This is a genomic window from Arthrobacter sp. CP30 (genome assembly GCF_053470025.1).
In genome coordinates this window covers 23690-41632 of the sequence record NZ_JBQEMM010000001.1, presented here as the reverse complement: position 1 = coordinate 41632, position 17943 = coordinate 23690, and the positions used below count along the sequence as shown (strand labels likewise).

Below are 17943 nucleotides of genomic sequence, written 5' to 3'. Positions count from 1 at the left end.
TCCATTCGGGGTTCGGGGCTTCTCCGGCGACGATTTTGTGGACGTAGAGTTACTAGTTAGTCTACAAGGGATGGGCGTCACCCTGGCACCCGGGACGAAAGGATCGACACCATGAGTGCTCTCTACACGGCAGTGGCCACGGCAACGGGCGACGGGCGCAACGGCGAGGCCCGGACCGACGACGGGCAGCTCGCCGTCGACCTGGCCGTCCCGAAGGAGATGGGCGGAGCCGGTGGCGCGACCAACCCCGAGCAGCTCTTCGCCGTCGGGTACGCCGCCTGCTTCCACAGCGCCCTGAAGCTCGTCGCGGGCCGCAGCAAGGCGAAGATTAGCGACACCGCCGTCACGGCCGAGGTCAGCATCAACCCGACGGACGGCGGCGGGTTCCAGCTCGCCGTCGCACTGCACGCCGAGATCGGCGGCGTGGACCAGGAGACGGCAGACTCCCTCGTCGAGCAGGCCCACCAGGTCTGCCCCTACTCGAACGCCACGCGCGGCAACATCGACGTCACGGTGGACGCCACGATCGGCTGATCTGCCCCGATGGACGCAGAAGGCCCCCGCCCGAGGGCGGGGGCCCTCTGCCTGCGCTGCTACTTCCGCAGGGACACGGCGATCTGCTGCATGATCGTCGGGTCCGACAGGGTGGTGGCGTCACCGACCTCGCGACCCTCCGCCACGTCCTTGAGCAGGCGGCGCATGATCTTCCCGCTGCGGGTCTTCGGCAGTTCCGGCACCACCAGGATGTTCCTCGGCTTGGCGATCGGCCCGATCTCCTTGCCCACATGGTTCCGCAGGGTGGTGACGATGTCGTCGTCGTCCTTCGCCGAGCCCCGCAGGATCACGAAGGCGACCACCGCCTCACCCGTCGTCTCGTCGCTCGCGCCGACGACGGCCGCCTCCGCCACCGACGGGTGGCTCACCAGCGCCGATTCGATCTCCGTGGTGGAGAGCCGGTGGCCCGAGATGTTCATGACGTCGTCCACGCGACCGAGGAGCCAGATGTCGCCGTCGGCATCCTTCTTCGCGCCGTCCCCCGCGAAGTACATGGCGTCGAAGCGGGACCAGTAGGTGTCCTTGAAGCGCTGGGGATCGCCCCAGATACCCCGCAGCATCGAGGGCCACGGCTCGCGGATGACGAGGTAGCCGCCGGAGCCGTCGGGTACCGAGGCGCCGAGCTCGTCGACGACATCGATCGCGATGCCGGGGACGGCGACCTGCGCCGAGCCCGGTTTCGTCGCCGTGACACCGGGCATCGGCGCGATCATGTGAGCGCCCGTCTCCGTCTGCCACCAGGTGTCGACGATCGGAGCCTTGCCACCGCCGATGACCTCGCGGTACCACATCCAGGCCTCGGGGTTGATGGGTTCGCCGACGGAACCGAGGACGCGGATGGAGGACAGATCGTACTTCTGGGGGATTTCGCGCCCCCACTTCATGAAGGTGCGGATGGCCGTCGGGGCCGTGTAGAGGATGGTGACGCCGTACTTCTCGACGAGTTCCCACCATCGGCCCTGGTGCGGGGTGTCCGGTGTCCCCTCGTACATCAGCTGCGTCGCGCCGTTGACGAGGGGCGCGTAGGCGACGTAGCTGTGGCCCGTCACCCAGCCGATGTCCGCGGTGCACCAGAAGACATCGGTCTCGGGGCGGAGGTCGAACGTGTTCCGGTGCGTGAAGGCGGTCTGCGCGAGGTAGCCACCGGTCGTGTGGAGGATGCCCTTCGGCTTCCCTGTGGTGCCGGAGGTGTAGAGGATGAACAGCGGGTGCTCGGCGTCGTGGGCCACCGCGGCGTGCTCGTCGGACGCCCCCTCCACGACGTCGTGCCACCAGACGTCGCGCCCCTCGGTCCATTCGACGGGTTCGTTGTTGCGGCGGACCACGACGACGTTCGTGACGGTGTGCCCCTCCTTCTCGAGCGCACCGTCGACCGCGGGCTTGAGGGCACTGGGCTTGCCCCGGCGGTAGGTGCCGTCGGAGGTGACCACGAGTTTCGCCTCGGCATCGTCGATGCGGCTGCGGAGGGCGTCCGCGGAGAACCCGCCGAACACCACGGAATGGACCGCGCCGATGCGCGCGCAGGCGAGCATGGTGACCACGGCCTCCGGGATCATGGGGAGGTACACCGCAACACGGTCGCCCTTCTCGACGCCGAGCGATTCGAAGGCATTGGCAGCTTTCTTCACGTCCCGTGTGAGCTCCGCATAGGTGATGGTCCGGGTGTCTCCGGGCTCGCCCTCGAAGTGGATGGCCACGCGATCGCCGAGCCCGGCCTCGACATGGCGGTCCAGCGCGTTGTAGGCCGCATTGATGGTCCCGCCCACGAACCACTTGGCGAACGGGGCATCGGTCCAATCGAGCGTCTGCGTGAAGTCCGTGTCCCAGGACAGGAGTGCACGGGCCTGGGCCGCCCAGAACTCCGTGCCCTGCTCGCGCGCCTCGTCGTAGAGGGACGGCTGGGCGACGGCGTTCGCGGCGAACTCCGCGCTGGGCGGGAAACGGCGCTCCTCGTGCAGCAGGTTCTCGAAGGCGTCGCCCTGGCGATCGGCGCTCATGTTCTACCCCTTTATGACGTGTCCGGTACAGATTCGATGGAGGAGCCCGGCCGGGGCCGCGAGGAATCGCAGCACGGCGACGTGCTCCACCGGAACACTATCGAGTTCTCCGCTCGCCGTGTGCCCGCGGTCACACGGCCTAGCCGAGATGCGGCGATTGTGCGGTGAGTGGCCAGGACGCTCCGCGCCTCGTCGGTGGAGTTGCCACGGGCCGGTGGCTAGGGTGGACGAAGGTAATCAGCGCCGGTGGTCGGGGGCCGCCGGTGACCAGGGCTACGAACGGGAGAAGACCATGACCGAATCATCCGAGGGGCAGCGCGCCGCCGGTGCGGACACCGGAGGGCCGGCACCCTCGTCCTCGGGGCACGGCTCGGATCCGGGAGTGTCGTCCTCCCCGGTCGGCCCCAGTACAGCGCTCGTCGGTCCCTTCACGCTCCGCGAAACGGTCTTCGGCGGGGGCGTGGCCCTGGTCTTCATCGGTACGCTGCTGCCGTTCATCGACGGCATGGTGCGCTCTGCCACGTTCTGGAACACCGAGCCGCTGTTCTTCATCGGCATCGGCATCCTGATGCCCGTGATCGCGCTGGCACTGCTGGCCGGTCGTCGGCTCGGATCGCACGGGCTCCGGGTGGGATCGCTCTCCGTCGACCAGTTCGCGTCCGTGAGCGCCGTGCTGGCCGCCGCCTTCTTCTTCCTGGAGACCGTCACCGACTTCCGGGCCGGGTCCCTGCTGGCGCTGATCGGAGCCCTCGGCATGCTGGCGGCGACCGTCGTCGGCCCCTTCCTACCCGTGGTGAGGAACGACTTCGAGGACCGGCCGGAGGTTGCGGCCCATCGCACGGCACGTCCCATGACGGCCGCCGGCCCCCGCCCACCCAGGCCGGAGAAGGTAGAGAAGGCAGAGAAGGCAGAGAAGCCTGGAAAGGTGCTGAAGGCCGAGAAGTCGGTAGCCTCCGTGACGACCGGACCGGCCACGGGTGACGCCGGCAGCTCGGCAGCTCCCGGCCGGTCGGGTGCCACCGATCGCGGACGAGCGGGGGATGACATCAATCCGGCTGCGGCTGCCGTCCGGCAGAACGGTGCAGGCCTCTACGGCGCGGGTGGCGCGGGTGTGGTGGGAGCAGGAGCCGCAGCGTCGGGCCAGTCCGGGCTGGAGCGGTCCGCCGCGCAGGCATCCGATCGGGATGCGTCGGCCGAGTCAGGCGCGCACTCCGTCGGTGAGGATGCCGATGAGCGGACGGATGGCCGCTCCGACCGCTCGCCGGAGTCCCGGACGGGCGCCGCGGATCAGACTCGCGCGCACGACGTCGTGCGGGACGAGTCGACGAAGACCTACGGGGCGGCCGACGCAGCACCGGAGGAACGCGCGCGGCAGGAGCCGATCACCGCCACCCGGTCCGCGGATGAGGAACCGGTCGTCGAAGCCTTCTGGTTCGCCGTCGGATCCCCCCGTCCCGTCGTGGACGAACAGTCGGGACGCGAGATTTTCACCCTGCAACCCGGTGACTGGGAAGTGGGCATCGAGGACCGGGGGCACGAATTCCTCGTCCAGGACAAGCGCACGGGCGCCGTCGGTATCCTGCGCGATCTCCGCAACATCGAGCGCGCCCCCCGCGACTGACGCACCGACCGCCACGGCGAGCACGTGGACAGAGACGCACCGCTGGAAGGAAGCCCTATCGTGGCAGGCAGGAAAGTGAAGCTCGAGGAGGAGGCTCCGGTCACCCTCAAGCGCCGTGCTCGGAAGATCAACCGGATCCTCGGTGAGACGTATCCGTACGCGGTCGCCGAACTCGACTTCAGGAACGCTTTCGAACTCCTCGTCGCGACCGTCCTGTCGGCGCAGACCACCGACGTCCGGGTGAACCTGACCACGCCGGCCCTGTTCGAGCGGTATCCGGACGCCAGGACCCTGTCCGAGGCGGACGAGATGGAGCTGCAGGAGATCATTCGCCCCACCGGGTTCTACCGCGCGAAGGCGAACAGCCTCCTGTCCCTGTCCCGCCGCCTCGTCGACGACTACGACGGCGAGGTCCCGCCCTCGCTGGAGGATCTCGTGACGCTGCCCGGAGTGGGCCGCAAGACGGCCAATGTGGTGCTCGGCAACGCGTTCGGCGTTCCGGGCATCACGGTCGACACGCACTTCGGGCGTCTGGCCCGTCGCTTCCGGTGGACGGCATCGGACGATCCGGTGAAGGTCGAGATGGAGGTGGGCGTGCTGTTCGACCGCAAGGACTGGACCATGCTGTCCCACCACGTCGTCTTCCACGGCAGGCGGATCTGCCACGCCAAGAAGCCCGCCTGCGGTGTCTGCCCCGTCGCAGCCCTGTGCCCGTCCTACGGAGAGGGCGAGACGGACCCCGTTAAGGCAGCGAAACTCCTCAAGTACGAGCTCGCACCGGGACGCGAGGACCTCCTGGACCTCATGCGAGCGGGACGCACCCGGGCAGAGCTCCGCGAGGCAGGGCACGGACTGGGTGGCTGAATCATCGACGCCCAGGGGAAGGGGCGCAGCCTCACGGTCGACCGACCGTTGTCGGCTACGACGCTGCGCCCTGTCGGTCGGCCGGCGATGAGCGTCCGCGACGACGTGTCCGTCTGGGTCCGTTCGATGCAGGGCACCGACGCGGCGCTCGTGCGGCCCGACGGCTGGCAGTTCGCCAGGCTCGATCCGGCACGAACCCGTCGTGCGGCCGTCCTGGTCCTGTTCGGCGTGCGACAGGATCGCAGCCCAGCGCCGGCTCCGGGCGACCTCACCCATGACGACCTCGATCTCCTGTTCGTGGTCCGCGCAGGCTCGCTGTCCCATCATCCCGGGCAGGTGGCGTTTCCCGGTGGGACCATCGATCCCGGTGACGTCGACGAGGGCGGCGCAGCGCTCCGTGAGGCGCGGGAGGAGACCGGCCTCGATCCCGAGGGAGTCGCGCTCCTCGGCCCGCTTCCGGAGGTCGGCCTCCCGGTCAGCAACTTCATGGTCACTCCCGTTCTCGCCTGGTGGGAGCGGCAGTCGCCGACCCACGCCGTGGACACTGCGGAATCCGAACTCGTCTTCCGGTGCCCCGTGAGTACCCTGCTCGACCCGGACCGCAGACGGACGGCGTTCCTGGAACGCGACGGCTTCGTCAGCCGTACCCCGGCCTTCGTCACGCCCCACGCCGTGATCTGGGGATTCACGGCGATGCTTCTGGACGCGATCTTCGACGGACTGGGGTGGACCCGCGCGTGGGACCGCTCGCTGGAGATCCCCGCACCGCTGTGAGCCGGCCCGGGTTCTCCCCGAGCGGCACTGTCGAGGGTCTCGCCGGCAGGTAGCGTTCGCCCACGTGCGCCGGCAGGCCCACGAGCCCCTCGACGGTGTCGAGGCGTTCCTTCGTCCTGACCGCAGCGCTCGCGGCCGGGAGCAGCTGTGTCCCGACGCCCTTCGCCCGGACCAGTTCGAGCACGCGTTCCGGAGTGTTCCCCTGGGGCAGTACCGATCGCAGGACCGTCCGGCGGGTGGCGACCGGCAGGAGGCCGAGAGTGAGTGAAGCGGGATTGGAGAGGGCCAGGGAGACCGCCTTCGAATCAACGAACCTGACGGCGGCGGCTCCGACGGGGTGTACGAACCGCACTGCCGGCGCGAGCACCGAGAGTCGGGGGGAGGAGGCGGCATGCCAGGCCGTCACGGACAGGGTCCGTCGCGTCGGACCGACGAGCGAGGACAGGGCGGCCGGCGTTCGTGAGAGCGCATGCAGCCCGGTCGTGAGCCGACCCGCTCCCGGGAGACGTGCCGCGACCGCACCGACGGAGCGGGCCGCCGTGGTGAGCCGTGCCACGACGGCCTGCACCCGGATCACCATCTGCGCAGCCCGAGCCGCTCCGACGAGGGACGTGATCGCCGCCGATCCGCCGAGCGTCACGAAGCTCAGGGCGATGCCGACCCCCGCGAGAGCCGCGCATTCCAGCAGGAAGGAGTGCGTCTCGTCGATGAGTTCTTCGTGTGCGAGGGTGATGGCCTCTGCGAGCGAGCTGCAGGCGCCGGCGATGTCCCGCGCTGCCACCGCGATCTGCCGGCCGGTGTCCTGGATTGCAGCGTTCCTCGTGCGGAACTGCGTCAGGTCCGCCGAGGCGAGCCCTTGCACGGCGTCGCCGGCGACGGCCGCAGAACCGTCCATCCCTCCCTCGATCTGCGCGGCGAGCTCCCTCCATGCGGTGCTCGCGGATCGGAGCGCTTCAGGGTCTCCGGCCGGCCAGAGGACGCCCGCGATCCCCGCGACGATGTCCCAGCCAGGCGGAGGACAGCCCCTATTGCCGTCAGCGGCGGAGGGAAACACCCATGCCGGCCCGTCCGGACGGAACGCGGGCAGGAACGGGGTCATGAGGGCAGAGACACCCATCGACGCGATGTGCTCGGCCTGGAGGTACTTCCCAGCTGCGATGGCGAGAGCGCGCGAGGTGTCCGAGCAGGCGAGTTCGAGCTCGCGGCAGGCATCGGCCGCTTCGGCGGCGGCCGGATCGTACGAGGCAGCCCAGTCGGACCCCAGGGCGTCCCAGCCCGCCATTCCACCGCTCCGTTCGAGGATCCCGCCCAGAACACCGACCGCATCGGAGATCCTGCTGCCCGCCGCCTCGACGAATGCGGACGCCTCCTCCATCCGGTCCGTGTCGATCCTCAGCGCGTGCATCCAACTCACCCTCCCCTGTGTCCGTGCCACCGTACGGGCCGGACGATCTCCTCGGCCGGAAGGGCGGGGCGATGTGGACAACCCGGCGCGGGAGCTACTTGGCGTCCGCGTAGGAGCTGACGATCGCCGTCGTGATCGCGAAGTCGATGGGGATGTCACCGAAGATGAGTCGCGTCGCGGCTCGCGCAGCGTCCTCGAGCACGGCCTGCGCCTCCTCGGCGCGAGCGACGGGGACGTGGAGCATCACCTCGTCGTGGAGGAAGAAGGCGATGCGGCTGCGTGGCTCAGGAAAAGCCGCCGTCGCGATGCGCCGCCGCACCTCCGCCAACCAGCACAGGGCCCATTCGGCAGCGGAGGCCTGCACCACGAAATTACGGGTGAACCGTCCGCGGGCCCGCGCCGCGCTGTCGGCGCGACGCTGTTCCTCCGCCGTCGTCGTCCGCTGCCGCGCGAACCATTCCTCCGACGCGGGAGGGCACCCGCGGCCCAGGTAGCTCGAGACGCCCCCACCCGTCTCGCCGGCCCGCGCCGCGGCCTCGACGACACCGATCGCGCGCGGGTAGGCGCGTGTCAGCTGGGGCATGAGTCTGCCGGACTCGCCGCTCGTGGCCCCGTACATGGCCCCGAGCATGGCCAGCTTCGCCTTCGACCGGTCACCTCCGAAGCCCTGGTCGGCGATGCCCTGGTACAGGTCGCGGCCGCGTGCCGCAGCCGCCAACGCGGAATCACGACCGAGGGCCGCCAGGACCCGGGGTTCGAGCTGCGCGGCATCGGCGACGACGAAGCACTGACCGTCGTCCGGCCGGACGGCGTCACGTACCTGGCGAGGGATCTGCAGCGCCCCACCCCCGCGGGACGCCCACCGACCGGACACCACTCCACCGACGACGTACTCGGGGCGGAAGCGTCCGTCGCGCACCCACGTGTCGAGCCAGATCCACCCGTTCGCCGTGAGGAGACGGGACAGCTTCTTGTACGCCAGGAGCGGTCCGATGGCCGGGTGATGATGCTGCTCCAGCTCCCAGGAGCGGGTTGTCCTCACCTCGATTCCCGCGCGATGCAGCGCCCTCAGCATGTCCTGCGGGGAGTCGGGATTCAGCGCAGGGCTGGCGAGGGCAGTCCGCAGTGCGTCGGCCAGCCGCTCGAGTTCCATCGGCCGCACTCCTTCCCGAGGTCTCGGTCCGAGGGTCCGTTTGAGAAGGTCCTCATGAACGTCCCGCCGCCACGGCAGGCCGGAGTGCTCCATCTCCGCAGCGATCAGTCCGCCCGCGGACTCGGCGGCGATCAGGAGGGAGAGCCTGGTGTGGTCCGTGGTTCCTGCGCTCGCAGCGAGCTGGTTCCGGAACTCTTCGACGACCTCGTCGAGGCGAGGGCCCGTGGGCTCCTGGGGTTGGTCGAACAGCGAATGCTGGTTGGCGGCCACCGGTGGCGGCAGGAGGGTGCGAGGCGGCTCCGTCCCGTCACCGCTCGGCCCGTTCGCCCTCAGCGCGTCGAGGTAGGGTGACGCGCCGGAAGAAGGCGAGTTCGTCAGGATCGTGCGGGTCAGGGCCAGATCCCAACAGCGGTCGACATCCGAACCTGCGCGCAGCAGATCCGGGTACCACTGCCGCGTACTGCTCCAGACCCACCTCGGCCGGCCCGACTCCTCGGTCGCCACGACCGACGGTAGCTCCCGGCGGGAGACCGTTCGGGCCCCGCCGACAAGGGCCCCGCCGACGTCGAGACGCTGCAGCTGGACGTCACCGGGATCAGCGCGCCCGGACGGCTGCGCCACGGCGATGTACATGCCCATATTGTCGGCCGTCCCGGTGTCATTCCTGCAATCCGCAGCCTTTCCGCCTGCTTGTCCACATAGCCGTACCACCGCCCCGCCGCCACCTCATGGAGATCGAGGCTTGGGTCATGACTCAGCAGGGGTGGAAGGTCGATACCGCGCAATGCGGGGTCGTCCTCGCGGGTGGATCGCAGTTCATCAGGGATCAGGTCGCCCGGGCCTGCGCTGCCGCCGGTATCGCTCCGGTCCTCGTGAACGGTCTCGCCGAGGCGCTTCACCTCGACCCCGAGGTACTGCTGTTGGGTGTGGACGCACCCCTCGACCAACTCTCGGCGACGCGTGACGTGATCGTGGTTGCCGCGGCGGACGAGGAGGCCCGTGTGTGGGGGAAGGCGGCCCATCTCGCATCGTCCCGGGTGGTCATCGTGCCGCAGGGCGGCGGGTGGCTGGCCGAACACCTCGGACGTCGCCTCCATCCGGCGACCGGTGGGTCCGTGATCGGATTCACCGGCTCCTCGGGTGGTTGCGGTGTCAGCTCCTTCGCCTTCTGGTGCGCGCGGGCGCTGTCCCGCGAAGGGCACAGGACGCTGCTGGTGGACGGACACCCCGCCGGCGGGGGACTGGAGGTGAGCATCGGCTGGGAGGAACATCCGGGCGTCCGGTGGGAGGACCTGGACGGTATCCGGGGAACGCTCAACGCGGATCAGCTCTCCTCCGCCCTGCCGACGGTCAAGGACCTGTCGGTCCTGTCCCACAGGGCGCCGTCGGGAGACCGGGCCAGAGGGGGACTGCAGGCCACGGCCGAAGCGGGTGGGATCGTCCTTGATGCCGCCCGTGCCGGATTCGACCTCACCCTCGTCGACCTTCCCTCCGGGCACGCCGGCGGCGGCCCGCTGGTGCAGCTGTGCGATGCCCTCGTCCTCCTCGTGCCGTCCCGTCCGCGCGGCATCACGGCGGCCGGTGCCGCCCTCCGCTCCCATGCGGCACTTCCGGTCACCGTCGTGCTGCGAGGCCCCGTCACCGATGGGCTCGATGCATGGTGCGTCGCGGAGATGCTGGGGGTGCCGGGTCCGCTCCCGCTCCTCCCGTCCGTCCGCGGCGCGTCCGCTGCCGAGGTGAGCGGCCGCCAGGCCGACCTCCGTCTGCCGCGGAAGGCGCGGAGAACCGTCGATACGATCTGCCGGGTCCTCAGGGGGCCGGCATGACGCACGGGAGATCGGCGGCGGGCCGGACGCGCCGCGAGATCCGGCGTTCGTCGGAGCAGCCCGGTCGCCGCAGCACGGATGTGTCGGGGTTCCTCCGCCCGGAGCATGGGCACCGCGATGCTGCCCTCGTGGACTCCGTCAGACGGGCGGTGCTGGCCGGCGAGGTGGCCGCGACGGATGCTTCCTTCGCGGGCGCGATCGGGTCCACCGGCAGGTTGCTCGGGTCGGAGGGCGTCCTGACCGCTCTCGATCTCGTCCGGGCCGAGCTCGAGGGTCTCGGACCGCTGGAGCAGTTGGTCGCCGATCCCACGGTCACCGACATCCTCGTGAACGGGCCCGAGGACGTATGGGTCGACGGTCCCGACGGATTACAGCGGATCGGGCGAATCTTCACCGCGGACGCGGAGGTGCGGACGCTGGCCGTCCGGTTGGTCGCGGCCGGGGGGCGGCGTCTTGATGACGGGTGTCCGGCCGTCGACGTCCAGCTCGACGGGTTCCGTGTCCATGCGGTGCTTCCGCCCATCTCGACCGCAGGTACGCTCCTGTCCATCTGGATCCGCAGGCGGCGTGTCCTCACGTTGGAGGAGCTGGTGGCGTCCGGGGGCGTGGCGCCGGTGATGGCGCAGGCCCTGACCCTGATGATGCAGGCGCGGCTGAATTTCCTGATCAGCGGCGCCACGGGTACGGGGAAGACCACCTTGCTCTCCACCCTGCTCGGGCTCGCGTCGCCGCAGGAGAGGTTGGTGCTGGTCGAGGACGCGGCGGAACTCGATCCCGCTCATCCGCACACGGTGGGTCTGCAGGCACGGCACGGGAACCTCGAGGGGGCCGGCGTCCTCGACCTCACCGAACTGGTTCGCCAGGCCCTGAGGATGCGGCCGGACCGCCTGGTCGTCGGGGAGTGCCGTGGCGCCGAGGTCAGGGAGCTCCTGGCCGCGATGAATACGGGTCACGACGGCGGTGGCGGGACCATCCATGCGAATTCCGCGGAGGCCGTACCCGCACGGCTCAGTGCGCTCGCCGCACTGGCGGGTTTGACACCCGAGGCACTCGACCGCCAGGCGGCCAGCGCACTCGACGTCGTGGTGCACGTCGCCCGAGACGGCCGTGGGCGGCACGTCGGGAGCCTGAACCTCCTCCGACTCGAGCGGGCTGCCGGGCTGGTCGTCGACCCCGTCCTCGTCGACGCCGGGCAGGGTTGCTTCCGGTCCGGTGGGTGGGTCGATTTCGCGCGGCGTGTCGGCTGGACCGGTCCTGTGCCGGAGCTCGCGGTCGAAGCCCGGTGTCCGGCCCGCACGGCCCGCACGGTCCCATGACCGGGGCAGCAGTGGCCCTGTTGCTCGTGCTCGCCGTCCTGGTACTCGCGGATCCGGGCAGGCCCGTCCGTCACGGAGGCGCAGTGGCTTCCGCCGGTCGGAGGGCCGTGGGGCGTCGGCCCGGGGTCCTCCGGCTCCGGTCGCGATTCGGGCGCATGCCGGGGTCGGAGTCGGGGTCGGAGTCGGTGGAGGAGCTACCCCTGTTCGTCCGCCAGATGGCCGGCCTGCTCAGGGCGGGGAGACCTCCCGCCGTGCTGTGGATCGATCTGGAGGGTGTGTATGCGAAGGAGGGCACCGGGTTCGCCGCCCGGGCGAGGCCAGTGATCTCAGCGGCACGGCGAGCGTCCGCCTTGGGCCTGAGTGTCCCGGAAACCCTGAGCGACGCCCTCGGTGCCGCACCGCAGGACACCACGGGGGGCTTCCTGACCGAGGCGGTCGGTCGTCTCTGGGGAGATCTTGCGGCATGCCTGGCCGTGGCGGAGAGGAGCGGTGCCCCGCTGGCCACGATCCTGGACCACTACGCCGCCCAGTTGGAGGCCGAGTTCGCGGGGCGGGCCGCGAGGGAGACGGCTCTTGCCGGACCGCGCGCCACGGTCGTCCTCCTGACCTGGCTGCCCGTCGTCGGACTGCTGCTCGGCTTCGCGCTGGGCGTCGATCCGGTGCAGGTGCTGTCCGCCGACCCATGGGGACGGTCAGCTCTCTGCACGGGCGTGCTGCTCATGGTCGTCGCGCGGTGGTGGTCGGGGCGCCTCGTCCGACGAGCGGAATCGACCTCCTGATGGAGGGTGTGCTGACGGCGCTGCTGCTCGCTGCAGGGACGATCCTCCTCTCTCTGCACCCACCTCGGACCAGGCGCGCACCGGTGCCGTCGCGACGCTCCCGCGAGCGGCGGGGTGTGGACGACGCGCCCCTGCTCCTCGACCTGATGGCGGCGATGCTCGACGCGGGGTCCTCGGTCGAGAATGCCCTGGCTGCGGTTGCCTCGGTGGCGGACGTCGACGTCGGTACCCCACTGAGCCGGGTTCATCAGGCACGACGTCTCGGAGCCGCCTGGGACGACGCCTGGGAGATGGCGGTGACGACGAGGACGGAGCCGGGCGGCCGGCCACGCGTTCCCCTGCGTGGAGGGGAGCAGCGCGCCGCAGGGACCGTTGGTGCCGTGCGTCGCGGACTCCAGTTCGCGGTCACGACCGGCGCCCCGTCAGCCGAACTGCTGCGGGCACACGCCCTGCAGATCCGGCGTCGCCGCATCAGCGCAGGAGAGCGGAAGGCAGCGGCGCTCGGGGTGCACCTCGTCCTGCCGCTGGGACTCTGCTCCCTGCCGGCGTTCATCTGCCTCGGCGTCGTTCCCGTGGTCCTCGGTCTCCTGCCGGCGATCTAGGCGGGTCCTCGGTCTCCTACCGGCGCTCTAGGCGGGTCCATCGGCGTGCTCCGTCGGGTCCGCTCATGCCGTGCCCGCTCCATCCGGTCCGGCGATGGCCGGCGGGCCCTGCCCGGTCAGGGTCGTCGACCCCCGTCTGGCCGAGTCCGGCTCGGACGTCAGCCCCCTCGTTGCCGTGACCGTTCGGTCCGGTGGCCGCCCGCTGGCCGTGACCGTTCGGTCCGGTGGCCGCCCGCTGGCCGTGACTGTTCGGTCGGGCCGTGCCCTGTGGATCCGCCGCAGCAGCCCGCCGGCCGACGCGGCGATTGGGCCGGAGCAGGACCTGCTGCGTCATCCGCGACCGGTTATCCACTTAGCGCCTCCGTCCGACCGGGTCATCGGTCGAGCTGGCGAGAGTTGTTCCTGCGACGACCGTCGCGCACCGAGCGTGGGGAAGCCCACGACGAGAAGGAGATGTCATGGTCAACGAACTGCCCACGAGTCGCCCGGAGACTCACCAGAGGACGCTGCACGCCGGGGAGGGACTGCAGGATGATGATCCCGTTCACCCGTCGGGCCCGGTCGCAGGACGCGATCCGCGTGAGGCCGAGCCCTTGGCATCTGCCCACTGCGGGGATGGGTCGAGGATGTTCGTCGTACCGCGCCTCCCTGTCATCCCGCCCTCCGGCCTCGTTGACCGCGACGGACGGGGGCACAGCCACGCGCCGGACGGAGGGACTGTGCTGCACGGAGGGGCCGACGACGCCGGCCGCAACCGGGCTGCCCGGCGTGCTCTCGCGCGGCGCCGCCGCTCCAACGAGCGGATCCTCCGTGACCGCGGGGCCGGCCCGATCGATCGCGAGGCCGGTATGGCGACGGCGGAGTACGCCATCGCGACCCTCGCGGCGGTGGGTTTCGCCGCGCTGCTCGTCGCGGTCCTCTCCAGCGGAGAGATCAAGGGGCTGCTCATGTCCCTCATCACGTCGGCCCTGAACTTCGGCTGATGCGCAGGGATCAGGGCGGATCCGACGGCGGTCACGTCGGGGCGCGGGCTGCTGCCGATGTCGACTCCGCTCGCGGCCCGGCGCGGGTCCTGCAGTCCTTCGACTCCACGAGGGCGCAGGGCCGCGAGTGCTTCGACCGCGGGTCGGTCACCGCCGAGGTCGCCGTCGTGCTGCCCGCCCTGGTCCTCCTCGCAGGTCTGCTGCTCGGCATCGGCCACGTCGGCGTGCTGCAACTGCGCATCGACGAGGCGGCGCGCGCCGGAGCGCGGGAGGCGGTTCGCGGCGAGAGCAGCGACTCCGTGCAGCAGACCGTGCGGAGGCTCGCGGGCGATGGCGCCGTCGCTTCCATCGAATCAAGCGGCGGCTGGACGACGGTACACGTCCGGGCCGAGGTCGTGGGGCCGCTCGTCGACCTGATGGACATCGACCTCATCGCGTCGGCATCCGGTCGGGAGGAGACGAATGGCTAGGTCGACCGGCCCGGGAGCCGGCCCAGATCGGCTCGACCATGAGACGGGCGCCGGGACGGTGCTGATGGCGGGACTGGCGCTACTGGCACTCCTTCTCATCGGATCGGCCGGACTGCTTCTGCAGGCGGCCTCGGCCGCATCGAAAGCGGCGACGGCGGCGGACCTGTCCGCACTGGCCGCGGCGGACACGGCACGCGGGCTCGCGGTCGGTGAGCCCTGCACGGTAGCGGCCGAGGTGGCTGCCAGGCACGGAGCGACGGTGCAGGACTGCACAGTGGAGGCGACCGGCGAGGGAACTGTCACCGTTCGCGTGCGGATCGACCTCGCCGGTGTCCTGCCCGATGCGGTCGGAGCGGCACGCGCGGGCCCGCCACCATGAGGACGTTCATCCGCCCAGGAGGAGGACCCGCGAGGCGGCGGCCGGTCGTCCTGCTGCATGCGACGGTGTCCGCGGAGCCGGCGCGTCACGGGCGCAGCCGGTCCGCTCCTCGGCGCGTGCGCGGGTCAGTGGTTTCCGCCGGCGGGGATGGACCTGCCCGTACCTGCCGTCCGGCCCTCGGAGACAGCGGCGGGTGCAGGCCCCGCCTGCTGCAGGATGAGGGACAGCACGGCCACTGCGCCGCCCTTGCTGAGCGGATTGTTGCGGTTGCCGCACTTCGGCGACTGCACGCAGGACGGGCAGCCGGACGCGCACTCGCAGGCCTCGATCGCATCGCGTGTGGCGGACAGCCATGTCCGGGCGGCCTCGAAACCGCGCTCGGCGAACCCCGCACCGCCGGGATGGCCGTCGTACACGAAGATGGTCGGCTGCCCGGTGTCCGCATGCAGTGCTGTGGACACCCCGCCGATGTCCCAGCGGTCGCTCGAGGCCACCAACGGCAGCAGGCCGATCGCTGCGTGCTCGGCCGCATGGAGAGCGCCGGGCAGCTCCTCCGCGGAGATGCCCTCGGCCTCGAGGAGCTGGGGGCTGATCTCGAACCAGACGCCCTTGGTGAAAAGGTCCCGCGCACCGAGTTCGAGGGGTTCCTCACCCAGGATCTCGTTCGAGGAGAACGCCTTGCGCTGGAAGGAGACCACCTGCGTGGTCACCTTCACGTCGCCGAAGTTGGCGAGCACCCCTCCCCACAACACGCTGATGTCACGTCCGATCACCTCGATCTGCGTGACGTCGCGTGCCTGCGTGTAGTAGTCGGGGTGGGCCCTCGACACCACGGCGCAGTGGTCCTCCTCGTTGAGTTCCTGCACCACGTAGGTCCGTCCCTGGTGGACGTAGACCGCGCCGGGATGAGCCTGGTAGTGGCTCTGCGGGGAATCCATCGTCCCGAGCAGCGCGCCGGACTCCTCCTCCACGATGTTGATGGGTCCGCCGCCGTCGGCCCGCAGATTGACCATCGCCGCCGCGCTCTGGGGATGCGTCCAGAACCACCCGGCTGGACGGCGGCGCAGGAAGCCCTGCTCGCACAGCGTGCTGAGGAGTTCACCGGTGGTGGGACCGAAGAGGTCGAGGTCCTCGTCCGTCAGGGGAAGCTCCGCGGCGGCGGCGCAGAGGTGCGGGCCGAGGACGTACGGGTTCGAGGGATCGAACACCGTGGCTTCGACGGCGAGGTCGAACACGGCCTCCGGGTGATGGACCAGGTAGGTGTCCAGGGGATCATCGCTCGCGACGAAGGCGGCGATGGCATCCTGACCCGATCGTCCGGCCCTGCCGATCTGCTGCATCAGCGAGGCGCGGGTACCGGGCCACCCCGCGACGAGCACCGCATCCAGGCCGGAAATGTCGATGCCGAGCTCCAGCGCGGACGTGCTGGCCACGCCGAGGAGCTCGCCGCTGCGGAGGGCGGATTCGAGGGCACGCCGCTCCTCCGGCAGGTAGCCCGAGCGGTACGCGGCGATGCGGTGGGGCAGGCTGGGGTCCACGTCCTCGAGCATGCGGCGCGATGTCTGGGCGATGCTCTCCGCTCCCCGTCTGGACTTGATGAAGGCGATGGTCCTCACCCGGGCGGCGACGAGATTGGCCAGCAGGTCGGAGGTCTCCGCGATGACGGTCCTCCGGGTGGCCGCTCCGTTCTCGCCCCTGGCGCCGGTGAGTTGCGGCTCCCAGAAGGCGACCGTCGTCGAGCCGTGCGGGGAACTGTCCCGGTCGACGGCGCGCACGGGTGCCCCGATCAGCCTGCCGAAGGACGCCGCGGGCTCGGCCGAGGTGGCCGACGCCCCGATGAACACGGGATGCGCCCCGTAGCTCGCGCAGATCCGCCGCAGTCTCCGCAGCAGATTGGCGACGTGGGAGCCGAAGACACCGCGGTAGCTGTGCGCCTCGTCGATGATCACGTACTTCAGCCGCCGGAAGAACCTCGCCCACCAGGTGTGGTTCGGGAGGATCCCGTAGTGGAGCATGTCGGGGTTCGCGAGGACCAGGTTCGCATGGTCGCGGATCCAGCGGCGCGCCCCCGACTCGGTATCGCCGTCGTAGGTCTCGGCGCGCACGGTCGGCAGCTTGAGAGCGTTGATGGCGGACAGCTGGTCCGCGGCCAGCGCCTTCGTCGGGGCCAGGTACAGCGCCACCGAGCCGTTGGGCGCGAGCGTGGCGCGGTTCGCCAGTTCGCTGCGGTGGATCTCGTCGAGCACCGGCAACTGGTAGCACAGGGATTTCCCGGAGGCCGTCCCGGTCGCGATGATGGTGTGCTCCCCACCGTGGGCCGACGTCGCCCCCTCGACCTGGTGCCGCCAGGGCTCACGGACGCCGCGAGCCCCGAAGGCCTCGACGACGTCGGTGTGGGCCCAGTCAGGCCACGGAGCATACTCCGCCTCGCGCGCCGGGATCTCCCGCACATGGAGGAGTTGCTCGGGGTCGGTTCCACCCCCGAGCAGGGGGATCAGGGGGTTCGGCGGCGCCACCCGGCAATTCTCCCATCGGGGCGGGCGCAGCGACGGGTCGGAGGGGGTTTATCCTCTGACGACGAACACGTCCGCCAGGTGCTGCCACCCGAGGAACTCGTACAGGGCGCGGCCGTCCGCGGACGCCATGAGGAGCCCGGTCCTGACATCGTCCTCGAGGACCCCGGCGGTCAGGGCCCGCATCACGTAGCTGCCGAGTCCGCGGCGCCGGAAGTCCTCCTCGGTGACGATGCGGTCGTACACCGCGTAGTCATCGATCACCGAGACCGACCCTCGCGCGGCGACGGCGTCGCCGGACCGAACGGTCACGCGCCGGCAGGCGCCCTCGCTGTCCCGTTCGAGCGTGAATTCGTCGCCCGGCGGTCGCGGGTCCTCGACGTCCTGTCCGTGCATGTCCGCGCTCATCAGCGACTGCTGCCGATCGGTCACCCGCAGTCCGGCGGATTCCGCCTCGTCGATCAACTCCCGCATCCGGTTCGTGACGACCGTGAGGATGCGCCGCGGGTCATCCTTCGTCTCGGCCGCGAGCTCCCTGAAGCGTTCAGCGGTGGGCTCGAAGAGGAAGTGCTCCGTCTGGTCCTGCTGGTCGGTCAGGAGCACGGAGGTGCTGCGCGCGTCCCGGTGCGCGTCGTACCCGCGGCACGCGGACCATCCGGCGATCCAGGTCTGGAGGAGTTCTTCGTCTGCATGTACGCCCATGTGC

General features: G+C 70.6%; 16 protein-coding genes. 11 read left to right on the top strand and 5 right to left on the bottom strand.

Features of this window, described 5'->3' with window-relative positions; all coding sequences use genetic code 11:
- Positions 1 to 111: 111 nt before the first annotated feature.
- Positions 112 to 534, top strand: coding sequence for an organic hydroperoxide resistance protein (locus tag ACTIMO_RS00195; protein WP_055767462.1), 423 nt, complete (start codon positions 112 to 114; stop codon positions 532 to 534).
- Between the two features lie 59 nt (positions 535 to 593).
- Here ACTIMO_RS00195 and acs read toward each other — a convergent pair whose 3' ends face one another.
- A complete protein-coding gene (acs, locus tag ACTIMO_RS00190) occupies positions 594 to 2552 on the bottom strand; it encodes an acetate--CoA ligase (RefSeq protein WP_448181089.1) in 1959 nt (652 codons plus the stop codon).
- A 292-nt stretch (positions 2553 to 2844) separates the two neighbouring features.
- Here acs and ACTIMO_RS00185 point away from each other — a divergent pair, with 292 nt between their 5' ends.
- The 3 genes from ACTIMO_RS00185 (at position 2845) to ACTIMO_RS00175 (ending at position 5811) form a co-directional block, all read left to right on the top strand.
- Positions 2845 to 4173 carry a hypothetical protein gene (locus ACTIMO_RS00185; protein WP_448181088.1) on the top strand — a complete coding sequence of 443 codons (1329 nt, stop codon included), beginning with the start codon at positions 2845 to 2847 and terminating at the stop codon, positions 4171 to 4173.
- Positions 4174 to 4233: 60 nt separating this feature from the next.
- The gene (nth, locus tag ACTIMO_RS00180; RefSeq protein ID WP_448181087.1) at positions 4234 to 5037 is read left to right on the top strand and encodes an endonuclease III; all 804 of its coding nucleotides are present in this window, start codon (positions 4234 to 4236) and stop codon (positions 5035 to 5037) included.
- 87 nt (positions 5038 to 5124) lie between these two features.
- The gene (locus ACTIMO_RS00175; RefSeq protein WP_082471227.1) at positions 5125 to 5811 is read left to right on the top strand and encodes an NUDIX hydrolase; all 687 of its coding nucleotides are present in this window, start codon (positions 5125 to 5127) and stop codon (positions 5809 to 5811) included.
- Here the strand turns inward: ACTIMO_RS00175 and ACTIMO_RS00170 are convergent.
- Complete coding sequence (locus ACTIMO_RS00170) at positions 5723 to 7216, bottom strand: WXG100-like domain-containing protein (protein ID WP_448181474.1); 1494 nt, start codon at positions 7214 to 7216, stop codon at positions 5723 to 5725. The two genes, ACTIMO_RS00175 and ACTIMO_RS00170, sit on opposite strands and share 89 nt — an antisense overlap.
- A gap of 94 nt (positions 7217 to 7310) precedes the next feature.
- Positions 7311 to 9002 (bottom strand): bifunctional 3'-5' exonuclease/DNA polymerase, encoded by a 1692-nt coding sequence (locus tag ACTIMO_RS00165; RefSeq protein WP_448181086.1) that lies wholly within the window; start codon positions 9000 to 9002, stop codon positions 7311 to 7313.
- A 116-nt stretch (positions 9003 to 9118) separates the two neighbouring features.
- On the opposite strand from ACTIMO_RS00165, the gene ssd reads away from it, so the two are divergent.
- The 7 genes from ssd to ACTIMO_RS00130 all read left to right on the top strand — a co-directional run bounded on the left by ssd (position 9119) and on the right by ACTIMO_RS00130 (position 14724).
- Positions 9119 to 10195, top strand: coding sequence for a septum site-determining protein Ssd (ssd, locus tag ACTIMO_RS00160; RefSeq protein ID WP_448181085.1), 1077 nt, complete (start codon positions 9119 to 9121; stop codon positions 10193 to 10195).
- On the top strand, positions 10192 to 11511 hold the full coding sequence (locus ACTIMO_RS00155; protein WP_448181084.1) for a TadA family conjugal transfer-associated ATPase: 1320 nt from the start codon (positions 10192 to 10194) through the stop codon (positions 11509 to 11511). The genes ssd and ACTIMO_RS00155 overlap by 4 nt, the downstream gene beginning before the upstream one ends.
- Entirely contained in the window at positions 11508 to 12290 is a 783-nt protein-coding gene (locus ACTIMO_RS00150; RefSeq protein WP_448181083.1) for a type II secretion system F family protein, read from the top strand. The genes ACTIMO_RS00155 and ACTIMO_RS00150 overlap by 4 nt, the downstream gene beginning before the upstream one ends.
- The gene (locus ACTIMO_RS00145; RefSeq protein WP_448181082.1) at positions 12290 to 12892 is read left to right on the top strand and encodes a type II secretion system F family protein; all 603 of its coding nucleotides are present in this window, start codon (positions 12290 to 12292) and stop codon (positions 12890 to 12892) included. Before ACTIMO_RS00150 ends, ACTIMO_RS00145 begins: the two co-directional genes overlap by 1 nt.
- Positions 12893 to 13611: 719 nt before the next feature.
- Positions 13612 to 13875: a DUF4244 domain-containing protein gene (locus ACTIMO_RS00140; protein WP_055767484.1), complete on the top strand. Its 264-nt coding sequence runs from the start codon at positions 13612 to 13614 to the stop codon at positions 13873 to 13875.
- Positions 13875 to 14345, top strand: a complete 471-nt coding sequence (locus ACTIMO_RS00135; protein ID WP_448181081.1) for a TadE family type IV pilus minor pilin — start codon at positions 13875 to 13877, stop codon at positions 14343 to 14345. Before ACTIMO_RS00140 ends, ACTIMO_RS00135 begins: the two co-directional genes overlap by 1 nt.
- Positions 14338 to 14724 carry an Rv3654c family TadE-like protein gene (locus ACTIMO_RS00130; protein WP_082471231.1) on the top strand — a complete coding sequence of 129 codons (387 nt, stop codon included), beginning with the start codon at positions 14338 to 14340 and terminating at the stop codon, positions 14722 to 14724. Before ACTIMO_RS00135 ends, ACTIMO_RS00130 begins: the two co-directional genes overlap by 8 nt.
- Positions 14725 to 14849: 125 nt before the next feature.
- On the opposite strand, the gene ACTIMO_RS00125 is transcribed toward ACTIMO_RS00130, so the two are convergent.
- Positions 14850 to 17240, bottom strand: a complete 2391-nt coding sequence (locus tag ACTIMO_RS00125; protein ID WP_055767491.1) for a DEAD/DEAH box helicase — start codon at positions 17238 to 17240, stop codon at positions 14850 to 14852.
- A gap of 48 nt (positions 17241 to 17288) precedes the next feature.
- On the bottom strand, positions 17289 to 17939 hold the full coding sequence (locus ACTIMO_RS00120; protein ID WP_055767494.1) for a GNAT family N-acetyltransferase: 651 nt from the start codon (positions 17937 to 17939) through the stop codon (positions 17289 to 17291).
- Positions 17940 to 17943 lie beyond the last annotated feature (4 nt).